We start from the raw sequence: 15,896 nt of genomic DNA on the forward strand, positions 1-15,896 counted from the left end.
TGCCGTGAGCGCCGTCGGAGGTCATCAGACTCACCCCGACCCCGAGGCCGACAACAATACCTGCGCAGCGTAGACGCAGATCCCTTTGAGGACCGCACGAATCAGCGTACTGTTATGTCCAGGATGCGGTCTGCATCCCCGCGCCCGTCAGCCTTCGTGTCGGGCGCCTCTTCCGCCGCCCGGACCTCGCGGTGACGACCAGTGAGTCCGGCGCTTTAGCAGAGGCGCCGTCCCTGCCGATTGCTGCGGCTGTCCCCTGATGGGGCGTGGACCATGACTGTGCTCGCCGTGCCGACCCCGATCACCGAACCACCTCCGGATACTGAACGCACACCGCGGCCCGTGCCAATCCCTTCCGGGCCGCCGGCAACCGGCTTCGATGCTCCTGCCCTCAGCAGGCTGCACCTGCGCAGGGATACTCCGTTCCCGACGGAACACCTGCTTCGCGCACGCGGCCGCCTGCCGCTGGATCACCCTGACCGTGATGTCCTGCGGAGCCGAGCCGTCGAGGACAACCTGGCGCTGGCCAACCGGCTCGCGCGGCGTTATGCCGGTCGTGGGGAACACTACGACGACCTGCGACAGGTCGCCGCGCTGGCGCTGGTTAAGGCCGTCGACGGCTACGACCCGAACCGGACCACCCCGTTCGTCAGCTACGCCGCTCCGACCATCGTCGGCGCACTCAAACGGCACTTCCGGGACACCGCCTGGGCCATGCGCGTGCCCCGGGCTGCCCAGGAACTCCTCCTCGAGATACCGGCCGCCACCGAGCACCTCACGCAGCTACGTGGCCGTTCACCGACGTCGGCCGAGCTCGCAGACCACCTCCACGTCACCATCGCCCTCCTGCGGGCGGCGGTCAGCGCCGGTCAGGCGTACCGGCTGCCGTCGCTCAACGAGTCCGTCACCGGCCACGACAGCGCCGAGCTCATCGACCTCGCCGGCGCCGTCGATCCCCACTACGGCACCATCGACGACCACCTCACGCTCGGGCCGCTCGTCGCCGCGTTGCCGTCCCGGCAACGGCGCATCCTCACCATGCGGTTCTCCGAAGAGATGACCCAGGCCCGCATCGGCGCCGAGCTCGGCATTTCACAGATGCACGTCTCCCGCCTGCTGCGCGAAGCCATAGTCCAGCTCCGGGCCGGTTTCCTCGCCGAGACCGACGCATCACCGGTGGAAAGGCCACCGTATGCACACCGTTGACGTACAGCCTGCCCGAGATTCGCCGGCTGGGCCGGTGGCACCCGAATGGGCGGCACCAGCATCCCTGGCATAGCCATCCCCGGCCGGGCCCCCGGACCACTGGGCCCGGCCGCGACTTCGCCACCACGGCGACCTGGCCGTCAGCGCCACACGACAAGGCGGCGACGTTCGCCATCCTCCACGGCCGTACCGACACCACGGCCGTTCCAATCCAGCCCACGAACCATTCGTGTGAAGTCGGCGGGCGGAGCGGCTCAGGCCAGCCGGCGGGCGTGCTGGAGGGTGGAGAGCAGGGCGAGCGTGGACTCCGCGCCCTGGTTGGCGTTGTGCCCGTCGGCGGTGAGTCCGTCGTAGCCGCCGCCGGTGTCGGGATCGCGGAGGCTGACGCCGGTGTCGTTTTTCCCGATGAACCAGTCCACCGCCGAGACGAGCCCGGCCTCCCACCGCTCGTCCCCAGTGGTGTCGAGGGCACGCACGCACGCCTCGGCGATCGTGGCCGCCTCGATCGGCTGCTGGTCGAAGCCCGGCTTCCGGTTGCCCGGCTGCCCGCCGCCGGCCGGCGTGCAGGACAGGTGCCCGTGGTACGTCTCCTCGTCCAGCAGCCAGCGCAGCATGTTCAGCCCGTCGGTCAGCACGGCTGGGCGCCCGAGGTGCTGCCCGGCCGCGATCACGGCGTCCGCGAGCAGCGCGTTGGCGTACGTCAGCCGGGGCTCGGGCCACGGCCGGCCAGGGTCGTCGCGAGCCGGGCCGATGGTCGCCGCCGCGTCGTTGAGCAGCCAGCGCGCGCCGGAGTGATCCGGGCGCACCGACAGGATCTCGGCGGCGCCGAGCGCGGCGTAGGCCATCGACCGCGGCCAGCGCGACCGGCACCGCGCGGCGAGCTCGAAACATGTCAGGGCGCTCTCCCGTGCGGAGCTCAGTGGGCTGCGCACGGCGGCGGTTCCGGCGGCCCACACCGCTCGGCCCCACCAGTCGCCGGTGCCGGGCTCGTCCAGCCAGTGCCGGTCGTATCCGAGCCGGTTGTGGAACGTCCCGTCGGGCGACTGCGCGTGGATGAGGAACGCGAGGTACACCTCCGCCTGCCGCAGCAGCGCCTCCGGCGGGTCCGGCTCCCGGCAGAGCACCACGAGGCCGCGCGCCACGTCGTCGACGCAATAGCCGTGCCGCCGGAGAGGCACAGCGTGGTCGGCGTGCTCCAACAACCCGGTGTCGTCGCTGAGCCGCAGCAGGTGCTCGTATGAGGGCTCCGGGTACCGCGCCGTCACAGCGGCACCGGTGCCCGGCTCAGCAGCGTGACCGCGAGGGTGCGATACCGCTCGGCGACGACGGTCCAGCGGCTGTTCTGGGAGATGCGTGTGGCCTGGTGGTGCATGCCGCTGACCAGGTCGGGTTCGGTGAGGACTCGTTTGAGGGCGGTGCCGATCGCCTGTGCGTCGTGGTGTGGTACGAGTAGGCCGGCACCGTCGCTGAGTACTTCTACGGCGTGTGGGAAGGTGGTGGCGATGACGGGTTTGTGCGCGGCCAGTGCCTCGACGAGCACGCCCGAGGTGGCCTGGTCAGGTGAGTCGTACGGTAGCAGTACGACGTCGGCGCGGCCGACCAGCCGGTCGAGGCGGTCCTGCTCGAGGTAGGCGCGTTCGAAGGTGACCAGGCCGGCGACGCCGAGGGCTCGGACCCGGGAGTAGAGCATGAGCCGGTAGGCCTCGCCCTGTTCGGCGAGGACCTTGGGGTGTGTCTGGCCGGCGATGACGTATCGTGGCCGCGGCGTCAGGTGGCGGACCAGGCGGAGCCCGGCGATTGCCCACTCGATGCCTTTGCCGGGGCCGAGCAGGCCCCAGGTAAGGATCACCGGCTCGCCAGATGGGTTGAGCAGTCGCAGTGGCGGTGCCTCGGGCGCGCCGTGCGGTATGACGCAGACCTTGGTCGGGTCGACGTCATACCCGGCGATGAGCCGTGCTTGGGCTGCCTCGGTCATGGTGACGGCGGCGCCGGTGAGCGCGACGACTTGTTCGAGTACCGTTTTCTGGTGGGCGGTGGGCCGGCTCAGCACGGTGTGCAGTACAGCGATCGCGGGGGTGCGTAGCCGGCGCAGCACGGGCAGCAGGTTCTCGCCGTCGGTACCGCCGTAGATGCCGTACTCGTGCTGGACGATCACGATGTCGTGGCGGTTGAGCGTGTCGGCGGCCGGTATGTGGCTGTCGGGGGCGTGCGGCACCAGGTGTCCGACGACCTCTGGGCGATCGTTGTAGGTGGCTGATTCCACCACCCTTACCACGCCCGCGCGGTCCCCGCCGGCCGGCGAGGTGAGGGCGTGTACCAGCGAGGCCGTGAAGGTCGCCAGTCCGCATTGTGTCGGCGGGTATGTGCTCAGGAATCCGTAGGAGATCGTCATCGCCGTCGGCCGGCCGGCCGGGGATCGGCATGGACGCAGCGGTTGCCAATGGCTGTTGGCATGAGACCCACCCCTCAATGGCGGGTGCGGCGCCGGCCGGCGAGCGCAGAATGCTTACCCGGCGCTGGTCATTCGGTGCGAGCACCATGGTGGCGGCGGTTCGCCGCCGCAGACCCGGGACGTTGATCGAAACGGGTCAACACTGCCACCGTAGCACGTGGCTGAGCCGAGGCGACGACTCGATCTCGCAGGTGACGCGAGACGATTCACGGCGGACGCCACACGTCGCGTACCGCCCGGCACCCGTGACGTTGCGTCAGAGGCAAGGCGGCCCGAGTAGGGTATCTCAGCGATGTCAACCTACGCGCCGTACTCAACGTGCTGATCGGCCGGGCGGGCGGCACGATCGAGATCAGCAACGCTAGGTTCTACGACGCTGTGCTGCCCGACAGCGGCCAGGTCGAACGCTTCCGCGTCGAGGAACTGGGCGACGCCCTGCGCCTGACAGCGATGCCCCGGCCGGACCAACATTGATGCGCATCCGTCCCTGGCCGACGGTGATCAGGGCTCGATGACGAAGACCTCGGTCAGGCCGGTGATCTCAAGCATTCGCCGGAGGTCGGGTGCCGGTGCGTGGAGGATGAGCAGTCTGTTGTAGCGCTGGCCGGCTCTGTGGATGCGGACGAGGGCGCCGAGGCCGGCTGAGTCGCAGAAGCCGAGGTCGGTGAGATCGAGCACGATGGTGGCGACGGTGTTGGTGGCGGTGGCGTCCGTGGTGGCGGCGAGCAGGTGGTGGCAGGTGGTGAGGTCGAGGTCGCCGTGGGCGGTGATGGTGAGCATGTCGTCGTTGGTGGCGACTTCAAGGGTCAGCGCTGCTGTCATCCGGGCCGCTTGATGGTCGCCGGCGCCGCCTGCGGCGGGTGCGGGGTGCGCCGGTGGACGTGCTGATGGGTGGCGGTGGGCGGTGTCATGCGGGGAGGCGGACGGTGTCGGGCCAGAAACTGGTTGATCTGTCGGATGACGGCGGTAAGTCGTCGTAGGTCATGTCAGGGTCTCCTTCAGCCGTACCGTTCGTGGCCCGCGGAGTGTCGCCGGCGAAGGAGAAGCCGCTCGTTGCCGGCCGCCGCCGTAACGGACACCGTCACCGTACCCGCTGCGCGTGGCCCCGGCGACCGCTCCACGGCTCTGGCCGCGCCGCAATAGCTGCTCTCGGGTCCGCGTCAACCTCGCCATCGACGACCTGCCGCCCGCGGCCGAGCCGTTCAGAACGATCCGGTGCGCGTCTCGCTGTAGGGAGCGAGCCGTGCGCCGACCACGTGCCGGAAGTTCAGCAGGAGCGTGGAGGTCTGTTCGTCGCCGAACCGCGAGACCGTCAGCGCGTGGACGGACTCTTCCGCCATCCACGCGGTGAGCTGCTCGATGGAGAGTTCGGTGCCGTGCACACGCAGCACGAGTTCCTTGTCGCGGCCGACGGTGAGCAGGTACAGCAGGCAGGTCGGATGCTCGACGGTCATGGCGTGTGTCCCCTCGACGGGTTGCGACGACGTCCATCGTCCACAATGGACAATGACCACTGCGGTGCCGGCTCGAACCGCCGATGGGCGGCACGCCCAAACCTACACCTCCGGCGCGGATCCTGGCACGGCGCGAGGCGGTCGACAATGGACCGGCCCTGCTGCCAGCCCCGCTCGAACACCGGCCGGATGTCGCGGTCATCGACGTCCGCCCGCCGCCGACCGTCACCGACGAGGGGCTGCAGGCGGCGATCGCGGCCCGCACCCGCATCCCCGGCCCGCCGACGCTGATGCTCTCCCAGCACGTGGAGCCGCTCTACGCGCGCCGGACGAGCACGTCGACGCCGGCGTCGAGTGTTGCCGAGAACAGCAACCGCTGGCCGGACGGCGGGTCAGATCCAGCAGCCGCCGTACCGCAGGAAGAATGCCCAGGCCGGCCATATGATCGGCCTCGTCAAGGACGGTGATCTCCATCGCGCCCAAGCACGCGCGCCCGGACGCCACGTGGTCGGCGAGGCGGCCCCGGCAGGTCACAAGGACGTCCACGCCGGCCGCAGGTCGGCGATCTGAGCGGCCTCCCGACCCGCCGAAGACGGCCAGCGTCCGCAGCGACAGCGCCCTGGCCTGTGGTGCCATCGAGGCCTCGATCTGCGCGGAGAGCTCGCGGGTGGGCGCCAGGCTCAGCGCCCGCGGCCGTCCGGGCCGTCTCGGCGGGCTGCCGGCAGCCCGCCGGGCCAGCACCGCCAGCACGAACGCGTATAGGTCTTGCCCGACCCGGTCCGGCCCCGGGCGAGCACGTCACGCCCGGCGAGCGTGTCCGGCAGCGTCGCCGCCTGGATCGGTAGCGGCTCGGTGATCCCAGCGGCAGCGAGGACCGGTCAAAAGCCCGCCAGGCCTGCAGGCTGCCCAGGTCCGTGACGGCGAGTTGAGCGACGTCGCTGAACCGGCGGTTGTTGCCGCGGGCGTAGGCACGCAGCCGGGTGAATGCGGTGTCGACGGTAAGCGGACACGATGCTCATGACGGCCTCCCGACCTTCCCGAGTCTGGTGTTCGCGAAGAGCCCTCCGCGCTGTGCTGGTCCAGGCGCAGGCGACGGGTCACGATGTCCGTGGTCACGTCGTACATAGGGCCTCGGCGAGCGGGACACCGAGTTGGACCATCGCCATGCCCAGGGCTTGGAACAGCCCAGCGGTATGGTCGAATGCCTCGTCGAGGCCGTCCGTCCCGTCGGCGGTGCGTTCCTGGCCGTCGAGCAGGACCGTCACGGGCCGATCCGCGAATGTGAACTCCTGACCGAGTTCCGCCCGGGACAGCGACCCAGGGCGATCGCGGAACACATCCAGGACCCCGAGCGGAGCCGCGCCGACCTGCGACGGGAACGCGAACACCGCCCGCACCCCGGCATGGCCGCACCTTCCTCCGCAGGCGCTGCCATGGGCCGGGGCAGCCGGACGCCGGACCGGCGTCCCATCGTCCGAGCGTACTCGGCGACACCGGACCAGAGCCAAATCACCCGTAGGCGGGGGTTCCCTGGCCACGGCCACGGAATGGCACAGATCCTCATCGGAAAGCGCGTTACCCACTTCCCGTCCGGGGGTTATGACAGTGTAAGGTCAAGTCGCTCAGGACCCCGGCGACGGCTCGGTTCGTTGTAGATCGTGTCCGTGGGAGTCCGTATGCGCAGCGCTGTGCCTGCTGGCCGCCGTATCCCAGAGGCGGTCGTGCCTCAGGGAACCGCCTATTCCGAACTGTCCCGCCGCATCAAGCAAGCCGGCCTGCTCGACCGGCGTCCCGGTGACTATACGGGCCGGATCGCCGCCACCGTCGTGGCATGCGCCGCTGGCGTGGCCGGTTTCCTGCTCGTCGGCGATTCGTGGTGGCAGACGGCAGTCGCCGTCTACTTCGCGGTGATCTCCACGCAGTTGGGTTTCCTCGGCCACGATGCGGGGCACCGGCAGATCTTCCGGTCCGGCCGCGCCAACTACATCCTCGGCGTGGTCCTGGCGAACATCGGCGTCGGGTTCAGCTACGGCTGGTGGGTCGACAAACACAACCGCCACCACGCCCACCCCAACGACGAGGAGCGCGCCCCCGACGTCGGCGCGGGCGTCCTGGTGTTCACCACTGGACAGGCTGGAGCGAGCGGACCCGTCGGCCACTTCTTCCACCGTTACCAGGCATGGGGATTCTTCCCGCTACTACTGCTGGAAGCGCTGAATCTGAGGGTCGCCAGCGTGCGATACCTTATCAAGGACCGCACCCGGTCCCGGCTCCGTGAAGGACTCATGATGGGGCTGCACGTCGGGGTCTACCTGGCCGGCGTGTTCCTGGTCCTGCCGCCGGTGAAGGCGCTCGTGTTCATCGCGATCCATCAGGGCCTGTTCGGGCTGTACCTGGGCTGCTCCTTCGCCCCGAACCACAAGGGCATGCCGCAGCTCGACGCGCGCGACAGCGCCGACTACCTGCGCCGGCAGGTCCTGACCTCCCGCAACGTGCGCGCCCACTGGCTCACCGACCTCGCGCTGGGCGGGCTAAACTATCAGATCGAACACCACTTGTTCCCCTCGATGCCCCGAGGCAATCTGCGCCACGCACAACGCATCATCCGGGAATTCTGCGGCGCTCACGGAGTCTCGTACCTCGAAACCGGACTGATCGCCTCCTACATTCAGGCACTCCGGCACCTCGACACCGTGGGACGTTCACCCGCGACTCCCGCCGAAGCCTGACTGGCGGGTAGACTATTCGCAGTCCAACTTTATCTGCTCTGGACCTCGGCAGTCATGACTATCCTCCTGCCGAGGTGGTTGCGATGGGGGAAGAATCCGTCCGGCCGTGCGTCGTAGTTGATCGGCCGCACAGCCCGCGGTCGGTCGAGATCTCGTTGTTCGGCGTCATAGACATGGCCATCGAAAATGAACTTGGTAACGTGCTCGATCATGTGAGCAATGCCCTGCCATCGAGCATCGTGATCAATGTAGCGAATGTAACATTCGCGTGCTCGACGCTGGCGAATTTCATCGCTCGCCTGCGGAACATCGCTCCTGCCGCCCCTGTGGTGCTTTCGGGCTGTACACCGATGATTCATCGGATTCTGTGTCTCACCGGTGTGGACGACCTCGTCACACCCCACGACCACGCCGGGTTTCAAGCAATCGCCAACAGCTCGGGCGCCGGACGATCGCTTGGACCCTGCGACATACCTATTGATCACCGCGCCGTTAAGCCGGTCCGCCCAGGGCGCTTCCAGGACGTATTCAAGAGCTGATCGAGCTCAGCGCGGGACGGGACTCCCCGTGGGGTCTCGCCCTTGCCCGTCTTCTCTACAGTGGACAGACTGCCGCGGCGGCTGCGGCCCGGCCGCCCACTTGCGGCACCGGACGACGCGATCACGCTCAGCGCAAGCGGCGGTGTCGTCGAGGGGGGAGGGTTTGCCATGGAGTTCGACATGACCGTCGAGATCCCCGGGGGAAACGCGTAACAAGCACGAGGTGGATCGCCGCATGGGTCGAATCCGGCTGGACCGGACGCTGTTACCGCGACTCAGTGTCCGGCCGGCTACGGCTTCATCGAGGACACCCGGGGTGAGAGGACCGACCCGCTGGACGCCCTGGTGGTGGTGCGTGAGCCTACTGTTCCCGGCTGTTTGGTGCGATGCCGGGCCATCGGCATGTCCCGCATGCGCGACGAGCACGGGCCCGACCCGAAGGTGCTGTGTTTGCCCACCGCCGATCCGTGTCTGGGCCACCTGCCCGACATCGAGGATCTGGAACACTTCTTCCGGCTCGAAATCGAGCACTGCTTCCGGATCTACGTGGACCTCGATCCGGGCGCGAGGATCGACGTCGAGCGCCGGACCTTGGCTGACCGGGCCGAGGCCGAAGCGGAGATCGGACCGGCGCGGCGCCGCGCCCGTTCCTCGACGCCTACCGGGTGAGCGCCGTCCGCGAGCCTTTGCATGCCGGGCGCTCGTGCCAGGTCAAGCCGCAGCCATCATCCGGCCGGGACGGACAGCACGGCGAGGATGGCCGGAGCCTGCAACCGATTGGCCGGATCCGCCGCCTTGTCCATGGCGGCCTGGGCGGTGGCGGCCTTGACGCCGGGCGGTACGACCAGCAGGTTGATCTGATTCCCGGGCTCGGTGATCGCGATCAGCAGACTCGGCTCAGTCGTGCTGAACCAGCGGACCGGAACCGGGCCGGAGTTGACCGCGGTGGACTCCAGGCCGGTCCGCCAGACCTGGCTGTTGAGGATCAGTCGGCGGATCGGTCCGTAGTGCTCGGTGAGCGCAGCGATCAGACCCGGCAGCTCGGCAGCGGGCTCCCACGAACGTGGCCACCAGCCGCCGTTGAGGGTGGCGTTGGGCATCCGGCCCCCGGCCAGCGTGAGGCGGGGCTGGACGGGCGATTCAGGGGTTTGAGCGCCGGCAAGCATGGCTGGCCTTTCTGTCGGTGTGTGTCCAAGTGGGGGAGTGGCCGTCGAAGGCCGCTGGATGCCGCCTAGCGGCGTGCTCACCGGTGTCGGGCGAAGCGCCACCGGTCATGGAAGGTGGACGTATGTCCACACTACGTCCGGCCGCGGGTTGCGTCTGGTCACGCCGGGCGTCGTGACCGCGGATTCTCCAGGCAGGCACCGGCCAAGCGCTCATGTCCGCGTTTTCTCGCGCTCATCGGTGGGTATCAGTATGTTGGCCGTCTGGACGCCGCGGCACACGATCAGTCTCTCCGCTCGGCTGTCGCGGCTGCGTCAACGGCGCGGCGGGCTGCCGACAATCGCCCCGCCACCCCGCCGGGCAGCGACGCTCGGGCGATGCGCACAGTGCATGGCCGGGCGTAGCCCCTGACTCCCACAGAAGAGAGCTGCCGCTGTGAGCTGGCTGAGGCATACCCGTGACCGGGCGCAGCCGCGCCTGATCGCCGCCCGTCGCGGCACCCCGCCGCCGTTCATCGGCGGAGAGCCCGCCGATCGGACCGCACCGGCGCTGGTCGTCGAGGCGGCGCCCACCGTCGATGACGGCATCCCGCGGAGCGTCCGCGTTGCCAGCGCCTGGTCGTGGCGGGTGATCCTGTTCGTGGTCGCCGCCTACCTGCTGCTGCGGCTGCTCGGTGTGCTCAGCGTTGTGGTGATCCCGGTGGCGGTGGCGCTGCTCCTGGCGGCACTGCTCGAACCGGCCGCGGCCGCGCTGCGCAGCCGCGGCGTCAACCGCTCCCTCGCCGCCGGGACGGTGCTGGTCACCGGTCTGCTCGTGGTCGGTGGTGGCCTCACCCTGATCGTGCAGACGTTCATCAGCCAGTTCGACGCCCTGGCCGCCCAGGTCGGTCAGGGCGTCGACCAGGTGCAGACCTGGCTTGGCCAGGGCCCGTTGCACCTGTCCGACGCCCAGCTCAGCAGTGCAGTTGACAAGCTGCGGCAGACCGTCACCGCGCACCAGGGCGCGTTGACGTCCGGCGCGCTGAACACCGCGACGACCCTCACCGAGCTCCTCGCCGGCTTCTTCGTCGTGTTGTTCACCCTGTTCTTCTTCCTGCGCGACGGCGGTCAGATCTGGCAATTCCTGTGCCGTCTGCTGCCCCGGCCGGCCCGGGTGCCGGTCGCGCGCGCCGGTCACTACTCGTGGCTCACCCTGGTCTCCTACGTCCGCGCGACGGTCCTGGTGGCGTTCGTCGATGCGGTCGGCATCGGTATCGGCTTGGCGATCCTGCGGGTCCCGCTGGCGCTGCCGCTGGCGGCCCTGGTGTTCCTGGGCGCGTTCATCCCGGTCGTCGGCGCCACCCTGTCCGGGGGCATCGCCGTGCTCGTCGCGCTCGTGACCCACGGCCCGGTGACCGCGCTCATCGTGCTGGGGATTGTGGTCGCCGTCCAACAGCTGGAAGGCCACGTCCTGCAGCCGCTCATCATGGGCCGGGCGGTCGCCCTGCATCCGCTCGCGGTCATCCTGGCCATCGCCACCGGCGTCGTCACCGCCGGCCTCGTCGGCGGCCTCGTCGCCGTGCCGCTGCTGGCCGTCGGCAATACCGCCGTGCGCTATCTCGCCGACCAGCCCGCCGGGGAGCCGACCCCGGACCGGGAACCTCCTGGCAGCGAACCGACCGACCCCGACGTGGCCGCGGCGCAGCACGCCGTCGCGGTCGAGGAGGCGGCCCCCGACGCGCCACCCGCCGAGGCCACTTCGGTAGAGCCGCATCCCGGTCGCGCCGACTTCGGAGCCGGCGCCGTCGTTGCAGGCACCTGGACCCACCTGGACCGCGGATTACACCCCGGGCAAACCCGACGGTCCTGCTAGTGTGGGGCGGCGCCCATCGGACGATTCCACCGCAACCCGTCATCGAGCAGTCGCGAGCATCGCTGGATGCTCCGCAGCTCCTCGAGGTGGCCGCGGTCAGCACCACGAGGGCACGCCCGAGCACCCATTCCAGCCGCGCCGGGATTCCGACCTCGGCTGCGGCCTTCAGGCACAGCGCGTCCCGCCGGCGGCACCGCCTGGCAACCGCCCAAGACGATCGATCACCCTTCGGAGCGGACATGCGTGCAGCACACCCAGAGACTCGGCGGCGAATGAACGTCGACCACGACGCGGTCCGCCCGAGCCAGGCCGAGGCCGCCGACGACGGGCTCGACGCGCTCACGAGCTCGCACGCCAAGGGCCGGGCCGACAACGCCGACGTTGACGACATGGCCGGGCCGCTCTCGGCATCCGATCTCGAATCCATCGACGAAGAGATGTCCGTCCCCGTCGTGCCCATGCGGGGTGACGAATTCAGGTGCGGACGATGCTTCCTGATCCACCATCGCAGCCGGCTCGCCGACGATCACGGCGTTCAGGTCTGCCGCGACTGCGCCTGAACGGCACGGCGGTCAGACGCGGAGCGGCACGTGCGGGGCGCGCAGAGCGGTATCGCGCTGTGGTCCTCGGCGCTCTCGCTCCGGCAATGTGTCGCGCTCAACCGCAGGTCGTTGCCTCATGCGACAGGCGCGACCTGCCTGTCGGGGGTCAGGTCGCGGCGGGCGTTTGAGTCGGTGCCATCGCCGCGACGAGGGTGCGAAACACGCACGACGTCATGCGCGACCCGATGGCGGACCACAATGTCCAGAGCGCCACCTGGCCGTGCGATGGCGCCCGGATCTCGTCACGCGAACGACGCCTGGCTCGCTCACGCCGTCACCGGCGCCTTCGTCTCTCCCGGCGACCGCGCCGCAGTCGTCGGCGTGCCGCGCTCGCTTCCGGACGGGGCCTGTCCCTTGCCGGTCGGCGAACAGTAGCGAGCCGGTCCGCGGTGAGGTAGTGGAGGCGGCTGATCGGCGACGCATCGGCGGTCGGTGAGCTACTCCGCGGCGTTCGGCCGGTAGCCGTCGGCGGCGCGGGCGCGTACGGTAACTGTGTCACCCCGGTCCCCGGTGGCTGAGTCCTGCTGACATCGCGGCTCACCGACCACCTTGGGGTTCGCACGACCGGGTTTCTGCATTCGTTGTTCGTGGCCTGTCCGGCCGCTCCCCGGGCTGCGGTGGTGCCGTCGTGACCACGCCTGTCCGCATCGATGCTTTATTCGGAGGGGGAAGGTGGTATCCCGGACGGCACGCTGCCCGGGATACCACCACCACTCTCGGCGCTGCAGCGCGGAGGCCGAGAGACGGTGTCATCGCGGCGACCAGCAGCAACCCACCGCCCAGCAGATCTCCGACGCTCGTGCCGACCAACTGGCCCTCGCGAAGGTGGAGCTGGTCGAGAAGGGTAACCGGGCCCGGGCTCGGCGGCGGGCTGTGCGGGCAGGGACGATGCTGGCCTGGTTCGGGTCGGGCTGCTGCTCATCCTGATTTGTGGCTGCGCTGAACCTGGTCTGGCCGCTGTGGCTCGCGGGTACTGGTGAGGCGGTCGACGACGCCAAGCAGCGCCTCGGCGCCGCGGCGGAGTGGACACGCCGGACGGTGAGCGATACGGCGCCGTCGACAGTGGCGGACAAGGGTGGTACCGCGATTGGCCTCATGGCGGATCGGCGCCGCGGTGACGTCGACGCGCGACGCCGTCCGGCGCGCCGGCCTGCCGGCCGAGGCGCGCCGCCCGCTGTTTGTGGCAGTGATTGCGGTCATCCCCGCTGTGGCGGGGCGTGGTCGTGCCTGGGGCCATGCTTCACCGCGACGCGCGCCGCCTGCCGCGGACCCACAGGATCCAGCGCGATAGCCCATGAGCTACCAGTAGTGCCGCCGGCCGGCGACCGGCTTTCCAACTGAGCCCAGGATAAACAGCACCGCCCCGACCACGAGCAGGACCGCGCCGATAATCGTCAGGATCGGGATGTGCAAGAACAAGCCGAGTAACAGCAGGATGACGCCGAGTATGAACATTTGAGCTCCCAGAACGAATTTCGACTAGGAGCCGGGCTACCCTCGCGCGCTTGCGATAACCGTTGCGACCGCGGCGGTCCGTACCGGTGCCGCATGGTTCGGCTCCCCGAACGCCGCAACCCGGGCGCCGACCCTGGCGTTACCCGTACACCGGCCGGCGAGGGCACACTACCGGTTCGCGCACCAGTAGCACACAGCCCAAGTACGACGGGCCACCGGCCGATAATCACGCGTTCACCGCGAAGGCGACCTGCGTTACGGCACCGGCGTGTTCGCATTGGCCAAGGGCTGTGTACGCACACTGCGGCTGGCTGTTCAACCGCGAGGTCACCAACAAGCCCGCGTCTACGCCGGGCCAGACTGCGGCACCGACGTCGTGCAGCGTGCGGACGAGTGTGTCTGCGTGTAGCCGGCGTTTGGTGTTTACCTCCGCGCACGCGGGAAAGTGCAGGAGGTGCACATCGGCGCCATGCGGTCCGTCGTGGCGGACCTGGCGTCCTCGGCCCCTATACCCCCGCAGCCGGGCATGAGCTGGTTCGGGCCTTGGCGCGTACACCGACGGACCTGGCCCGCATACCCGCAACAGTGAAGACACCGCGGACCACGGATGCCGTTGTGGTGTTCGGGATGCGGCGTCCCTGCCGATCGTGGCTTTCTGTCCAACAGCCGAGGTGGACGTTGGTACAGGGGCAGCCGCCGGACCAAGCGATCATCCACCATCTGTTGGAGGACTGATGAGCTACGAACGGGACGCATACGGAGCCGGTGAAGGGCGGAGCGACGAGCCCATGCCGGCCCGGCGTGACACAGGTCGCGCCCGTGACCGCGATCCGCGCTTCGATGGTGCAGAGCCGGACGACGGTGCCCGCTCGGTGCCCACGGACCGGCACACGGTCCTCGACAGCGAGCAGCGCTACGGCGGGATCAAATGGGGTTCGGCATTCTTCGGCTGGCTCACCGCCATCGGCACCGCCGTCATCCTCACTGCGTTGCTCGCCGCCGTCGGCACCGCTGTTGGCGTGGCCGCCGGTACCAACGCCACGAACGCCGCCGGCAGGGCTGGCCAGCAGACAACCACGATCGGTATCGTCGGGGGTGTCGCGCTGCTGGTGATCCTGTTGGTCGCCTACTTCTGCGGCGGCTACGTCTCCGGCCGGATGGCGCGATTCAACGGTATCAAGCAGGGCATCGCCGTCTGGGTGTGGTCGATCGCGATCGCCGTGATCATTGCCGTCATCGGGGCGCTGCTGGGCAGTAAGTACGACATCCTCAGCAAACTCAACGGCTTTCCCCGGATCCCGATCAACGAGGGCGACCTGACGACCGGCGGCATCATCGCCCTGGTCGTGGCCATCGTCGCAGCTCTGGTCGGCGCAATGCTCGGTGGCGTGGCCGGCATGCGATTCCACCGCAACGTCGACAAGGCCGGTCTCGATCGTTGAGGACGGGTTACCCGGCCGCTGGAGGGAACAACGCCGACCCGCGCCTATGGGGCGCGGGTCGCTCGGTGGCCGGTCCGGGTCCGTAACGGGGTGCCATGGGTACTGCCGTCCCGCTGGCTGATTTCCGGCCCGACAGGGCGAGGCGGGCTGTGGTCTTGCAGACGCCGACGCGGGCGGAGTTGGCCTCTGCCTACCGACCGCCGAGAGCGCCGACCGCGGCACCGCGGAGGCATCGTTCTTCTGCTCATCATGGCCCAATCTTTCGATCGGCGGCCCGGGCGGGACTGTACAAATGACGGCGGACCTGCTGATCAAGGGAGAGACGCCAGATGACGACGGAGACCACCGTCGAGCAGGAGCCGGCTGCCGTGTCGGCGTCGACGGCCACCGCGACGTCCTCGGCATCTGGGCCGGTGACGGTGGTGAAGGCGCCAAGCACTGCACGTCCTCACCGAGCTCAAGAACCGCGGTGTGGCGGACGTGCTCATGCTCGTGTGACGGGTTGAAGGGCCTGCCGGACGCGGTCGCGACCGTGTGGCCGCGAACCATCGTGCAGACATGCGTGGTCCACCTCCTGCGCAACTCGTTCCGGTACGCGGCCCGGCAGGACTGGGACAAGATCGCCAAGGCGCTCAAGCCCGTCTACACCGCGGCGACCGAGGACGCCGCGACCGAGCGGTTCATGGAGTTCGCCGAGGCGTGGGGCAAGAAGTACCCGGCGATCGTGAAGCTGTGGTCGGACGCGTGGGCTGAGTTCGTGCCGTTCCTGGCCTTCGACGTGGAGATCCGCAAGGTTACCTGCAGCACCAACGGGATCGAGAGCGTCAACGCGCGTATCCGCAAGGCGGTGCGGGCTCGTGGGCACTTCCCCAATGAGCAGGCCGCGCTCAGGTGCGTGTACATGGCGTTGATGAGTCTGGACCCCACCGGGGTCGGCCGCCGGCGATGGACCATGCGCTGGTTGAGTCGGCACGAGGCGCGGTGACGGCATTGCTGCCGTTC

General features: G+C 69.2%; 15 protein-coding genes and 4 pseudogenes. 10 read left to right on the forward strand and 9 right to left on the reverse strand.

Features of this window, described 5'->3' with window-relative positions; all coding sequences use genetic code 11:
• Window positions 1-342: 342 nt before the first annotated feature.
• Window positions 343-1,206, forward strand: coding sequence for a SigB/SigF/SigG family RNA polymerase sigma factor (locus Drose_RS16400; RefSeq protein ID WP_260729064.1), 864 nt, complete (start codon window positions 343-345; stop codon window positions 1,204-1,206).
• Window positions 1,207-1,460: 254 nt separating this feature from the next.
• Here Drose_RS16400 and Drose_RS16405 read toward each other — a convergent pair whose 3' ends face one another.
• Both Drose_RS16405 and Drose_RS16410 read right to left on the reverse strand, forming a co-directional pair.
• The gene (locus Drose_RS16405) at window positions 1,461-2,471 is read right to left on the reverse strand and encodes a glycosyltransferase (protein WP_260729065.1); all 1,011 of its coding nucleotides are present in this window, start codon (window positions 2,469-2,471) and stop codon (window positions 1,461-1,463) included.
• Entirely contained in the window at window positions 2,468-3,469 is a 1,002-nt protein-coding gene (locus Drose_RS16410; protein ID WP_260729066.1) for a glycosyltransferase, read from the reverse strand. Before Drose_RS16410 ends, Drose_RS16405 begins: the two co-directional genes overlap by 4 nt.
• 507 nt (window positions 3,470-3,976) lie before the next feature.
• Here Drose_RS16410 and Drose_RS16415 point away from each other — a divergent pair.
• The gene (locus Drose_RS16415) at window positions 3,977-4,132 is read left to right on the forward strand and encodes a hypothetical protein (RefSeq protein WP_260729067.1); all 156 of its coding nucleotides are present in this window, start codon (window positions 3,977-3,979) and stop codon (window positions 4,130-4,132) included.
• 27 nt (window positions 4,133-4,159) lie between these two features.
• Here the strand turns inward: Drose_RS16415 and Drose_RS16420 are convergent, their stop codons facing one another.
• Both Drose_RS16420 and Drose_RS16425 read right to left on the reverse strand, forming a co-directional pair.
• On the reverse strand, window positions 4,160-4,480 hold the full coding sequence (locus tag Drose_RS16420) for an STAS domain-containing protein (RefSeq protein ID WP_260729068.1): 321 nt from the start codon (window positions 4,478-4,480) through the stop codon (window positions 4,160-4,162).
• Between the two features lie 380 nt (window positions 4,481-4,860).
• Entirely contained in the window at window positions 4,861-5,112 is a 252-nt protein-coding gene (locus Drose_RS16425; protein ID WP_260729069.1) for a hypothetical protein, read from the reverse strand.
• Window positions 5,113-5,249: 137 nt separating this feature from the next.
• On the opposite strand from Drose_RS16425, the pseudogene Drose_RS16430 reads away from it, so the two are divergent.
• Window positions 5,250-5,438 (forward strand): annotated as a pseudogene (locus Drose_RS16430) (DNA-binding response regulator); the annotation flags it as partial.
• Here the strand turns inward: Drose_RS16430 and Drose_RS16435 are convergent.
• Together Drose_RS16435 and Drose_RS16440 are read right to left on the reverse strand one after the other, a co-directional pair.
• A pseudogene (locus Drose_RS16435) lies at window positions 5,435-5,987 on the reverse strand (DEAD/DEAH box helicase); the annotation flags it as partial. The pseudogenes Drose_RS16430 and Drose_RS16435 overlap by 4 nt on opposite strands.
• A gap of 237 nt (window positions 5,988-6,224) precedes the next feature.
• Entirely contained in the window at window positions 6,225-6,500 is a 276-nt protein-coding gene (locus Drose_RS16440; protein ID WP_260729070.1) for a hypothetical protein, read from the reverse strand.
• 288 nt (window positions 6,501-6,788) lie between these two features.
• On the opposite strand from Drose_RS16440, the gene Drose_RS16445 reads away from it, so the two are divergent.
• The 3 genes and pseudogenes from Drose_RS16445 (at window position 6,789) to Drose_RS16455 (ending at window position 9,049) form a co-directional block, all read left to right on the forward strand.
• Window positions 6,789-7,841, forward strand: coding sequence for a fatty acid desaturase family protein (locus Drose_RS16445; RefSeq protein ID WP_390891400.1), 1,053 nt, complete (start codon window positions 6,789-6,791; stop codon window positions 7,839-7,841).
• Window positions 7,842-7,924: 83 nt separating this feature from the next.
• Window positions 7,925-8,380 carry an STAS domain-containing protein gene (locus Drose_RS16450; protein ID WP_260729072.1) on the forward strand — a complete coding sequence of 152 codons (456 nt, stop codon included), beginning with the start codon at window positions 7,925-7,927 and terminating at the stop codon, window positions 8,378-8,380.
• Between the two features lie 168 nt (window positions 8,381-8,548).
• Window positions 8,549-9,049: pseudogene (locus tag Drose_RS16455) on the forward strand (inorganic diphosphatase).
• 56 nt (window positions 9,050-9,105) lie between these two features.
• Here Drose_RS16455 and Drose_RS16460 read toward each other — a convergent pair.
• Entirely contained in the window at window positions 9,106-9,480 is a 375-nt protein-coding gene (locus Drose_RS16460) for a DUF5994 family protein (RefSeq protein WP_260729073.1), read from the reverse strand.
• Window positions 9,481-9,979: 499 nt separating this feature from the next.
• Between Drose_RS16460 and Drose_RS16465 the strand changes: the two are divergent.
• Window positions 9,980-11,176: pseudogene (locus Drose_RS16465) on the forward strand (AI-2E family transporter); the annotation flags it as partial.
• Window positions 11,177-11,667: 491 nt separating this feature from the next.
• Window positions 11,668-11,955 (forward strand): DUF4193 domain-containing protein, encoded by a 288-nt coding sequence (locus tag Drose_RS16470; protein WP_260729075.1) that lies wholly within the window; start codon window positions 11,668-11,670, stop codon window positions 11,953-11,955.
• Between the two features lie 1,341 nt (window positions 11,956-13,296).
• Here Drose_RS16470 and Drose_RS16475 read toward each other — a convergent pair.
• Entirely contained in the window at window positions 13,297-13,452 is a 156-nt protein-coding gene (locus Drose_RS16475; RefSeq protein WP_260729076.1) for a DUF6131 family protein, read from the reverse strand.
• A gap of 734 nt (window positions 13,453-14,186) precedes the next feature.
• Between Drose_RS16475 and Drose_RS16480 the strand changes: the two genes are divergently transcribed.
• Window positions 14,187-14,894 (forward strand): hypothetical protein, encoded by a 708-nt coding sequence (locus Drose_RS16480; protein WP_260729077.1) that lies wholly within the window; start codon window positions 14,187-14,189, stop codon window positions 14,892-14,894.
• Window positions 14,895-15,141: 247 nt separating this feature from the next.
• Here Drose_RS16480 and Drose_RS16485 read toward each other — a convergent pair whose 3' ends face one another.
• A complete protein-coding gene (locus Drose_RS16485; RefSeq protein ID WP_260729992.1) occupies window positions 15,142-15,333 on the reverse strand; it encodes a hypothetical protein in 192 nt (63 codons plus the stop codon).
• Between Drose_RS16485 and Drose_RS16490 the strand changes: the two genes are divergently transcribed.
• Complete coding sequence (locus Drose_RS16490; RefSeq protein ID WP_260729728.1) at window positions 15,298-15,879, forward strand: IS256 family transposase; 582 nt, start codon at window positions 15,298-15,300, stop codon at window positions 15,877-15,879. The two genes, Drose_RS16485 and Drose_RS16490, sit on opposite strands and share 36 nt — an antisense overlap.
• Window positions 15,880-15,896 lie beyond the last annotated feature (17 nt).

Source organism: Dactylosporangium roseum, assembly GCF_025264685.1.
GTDB classification, from domain to species: domain Bacteria; phylum Actinomycetota; class Actinomycetes; order Mycobacteriales; family Micromonosporaceae; genus Dactylosporangium; species Dactylosporangium roseum.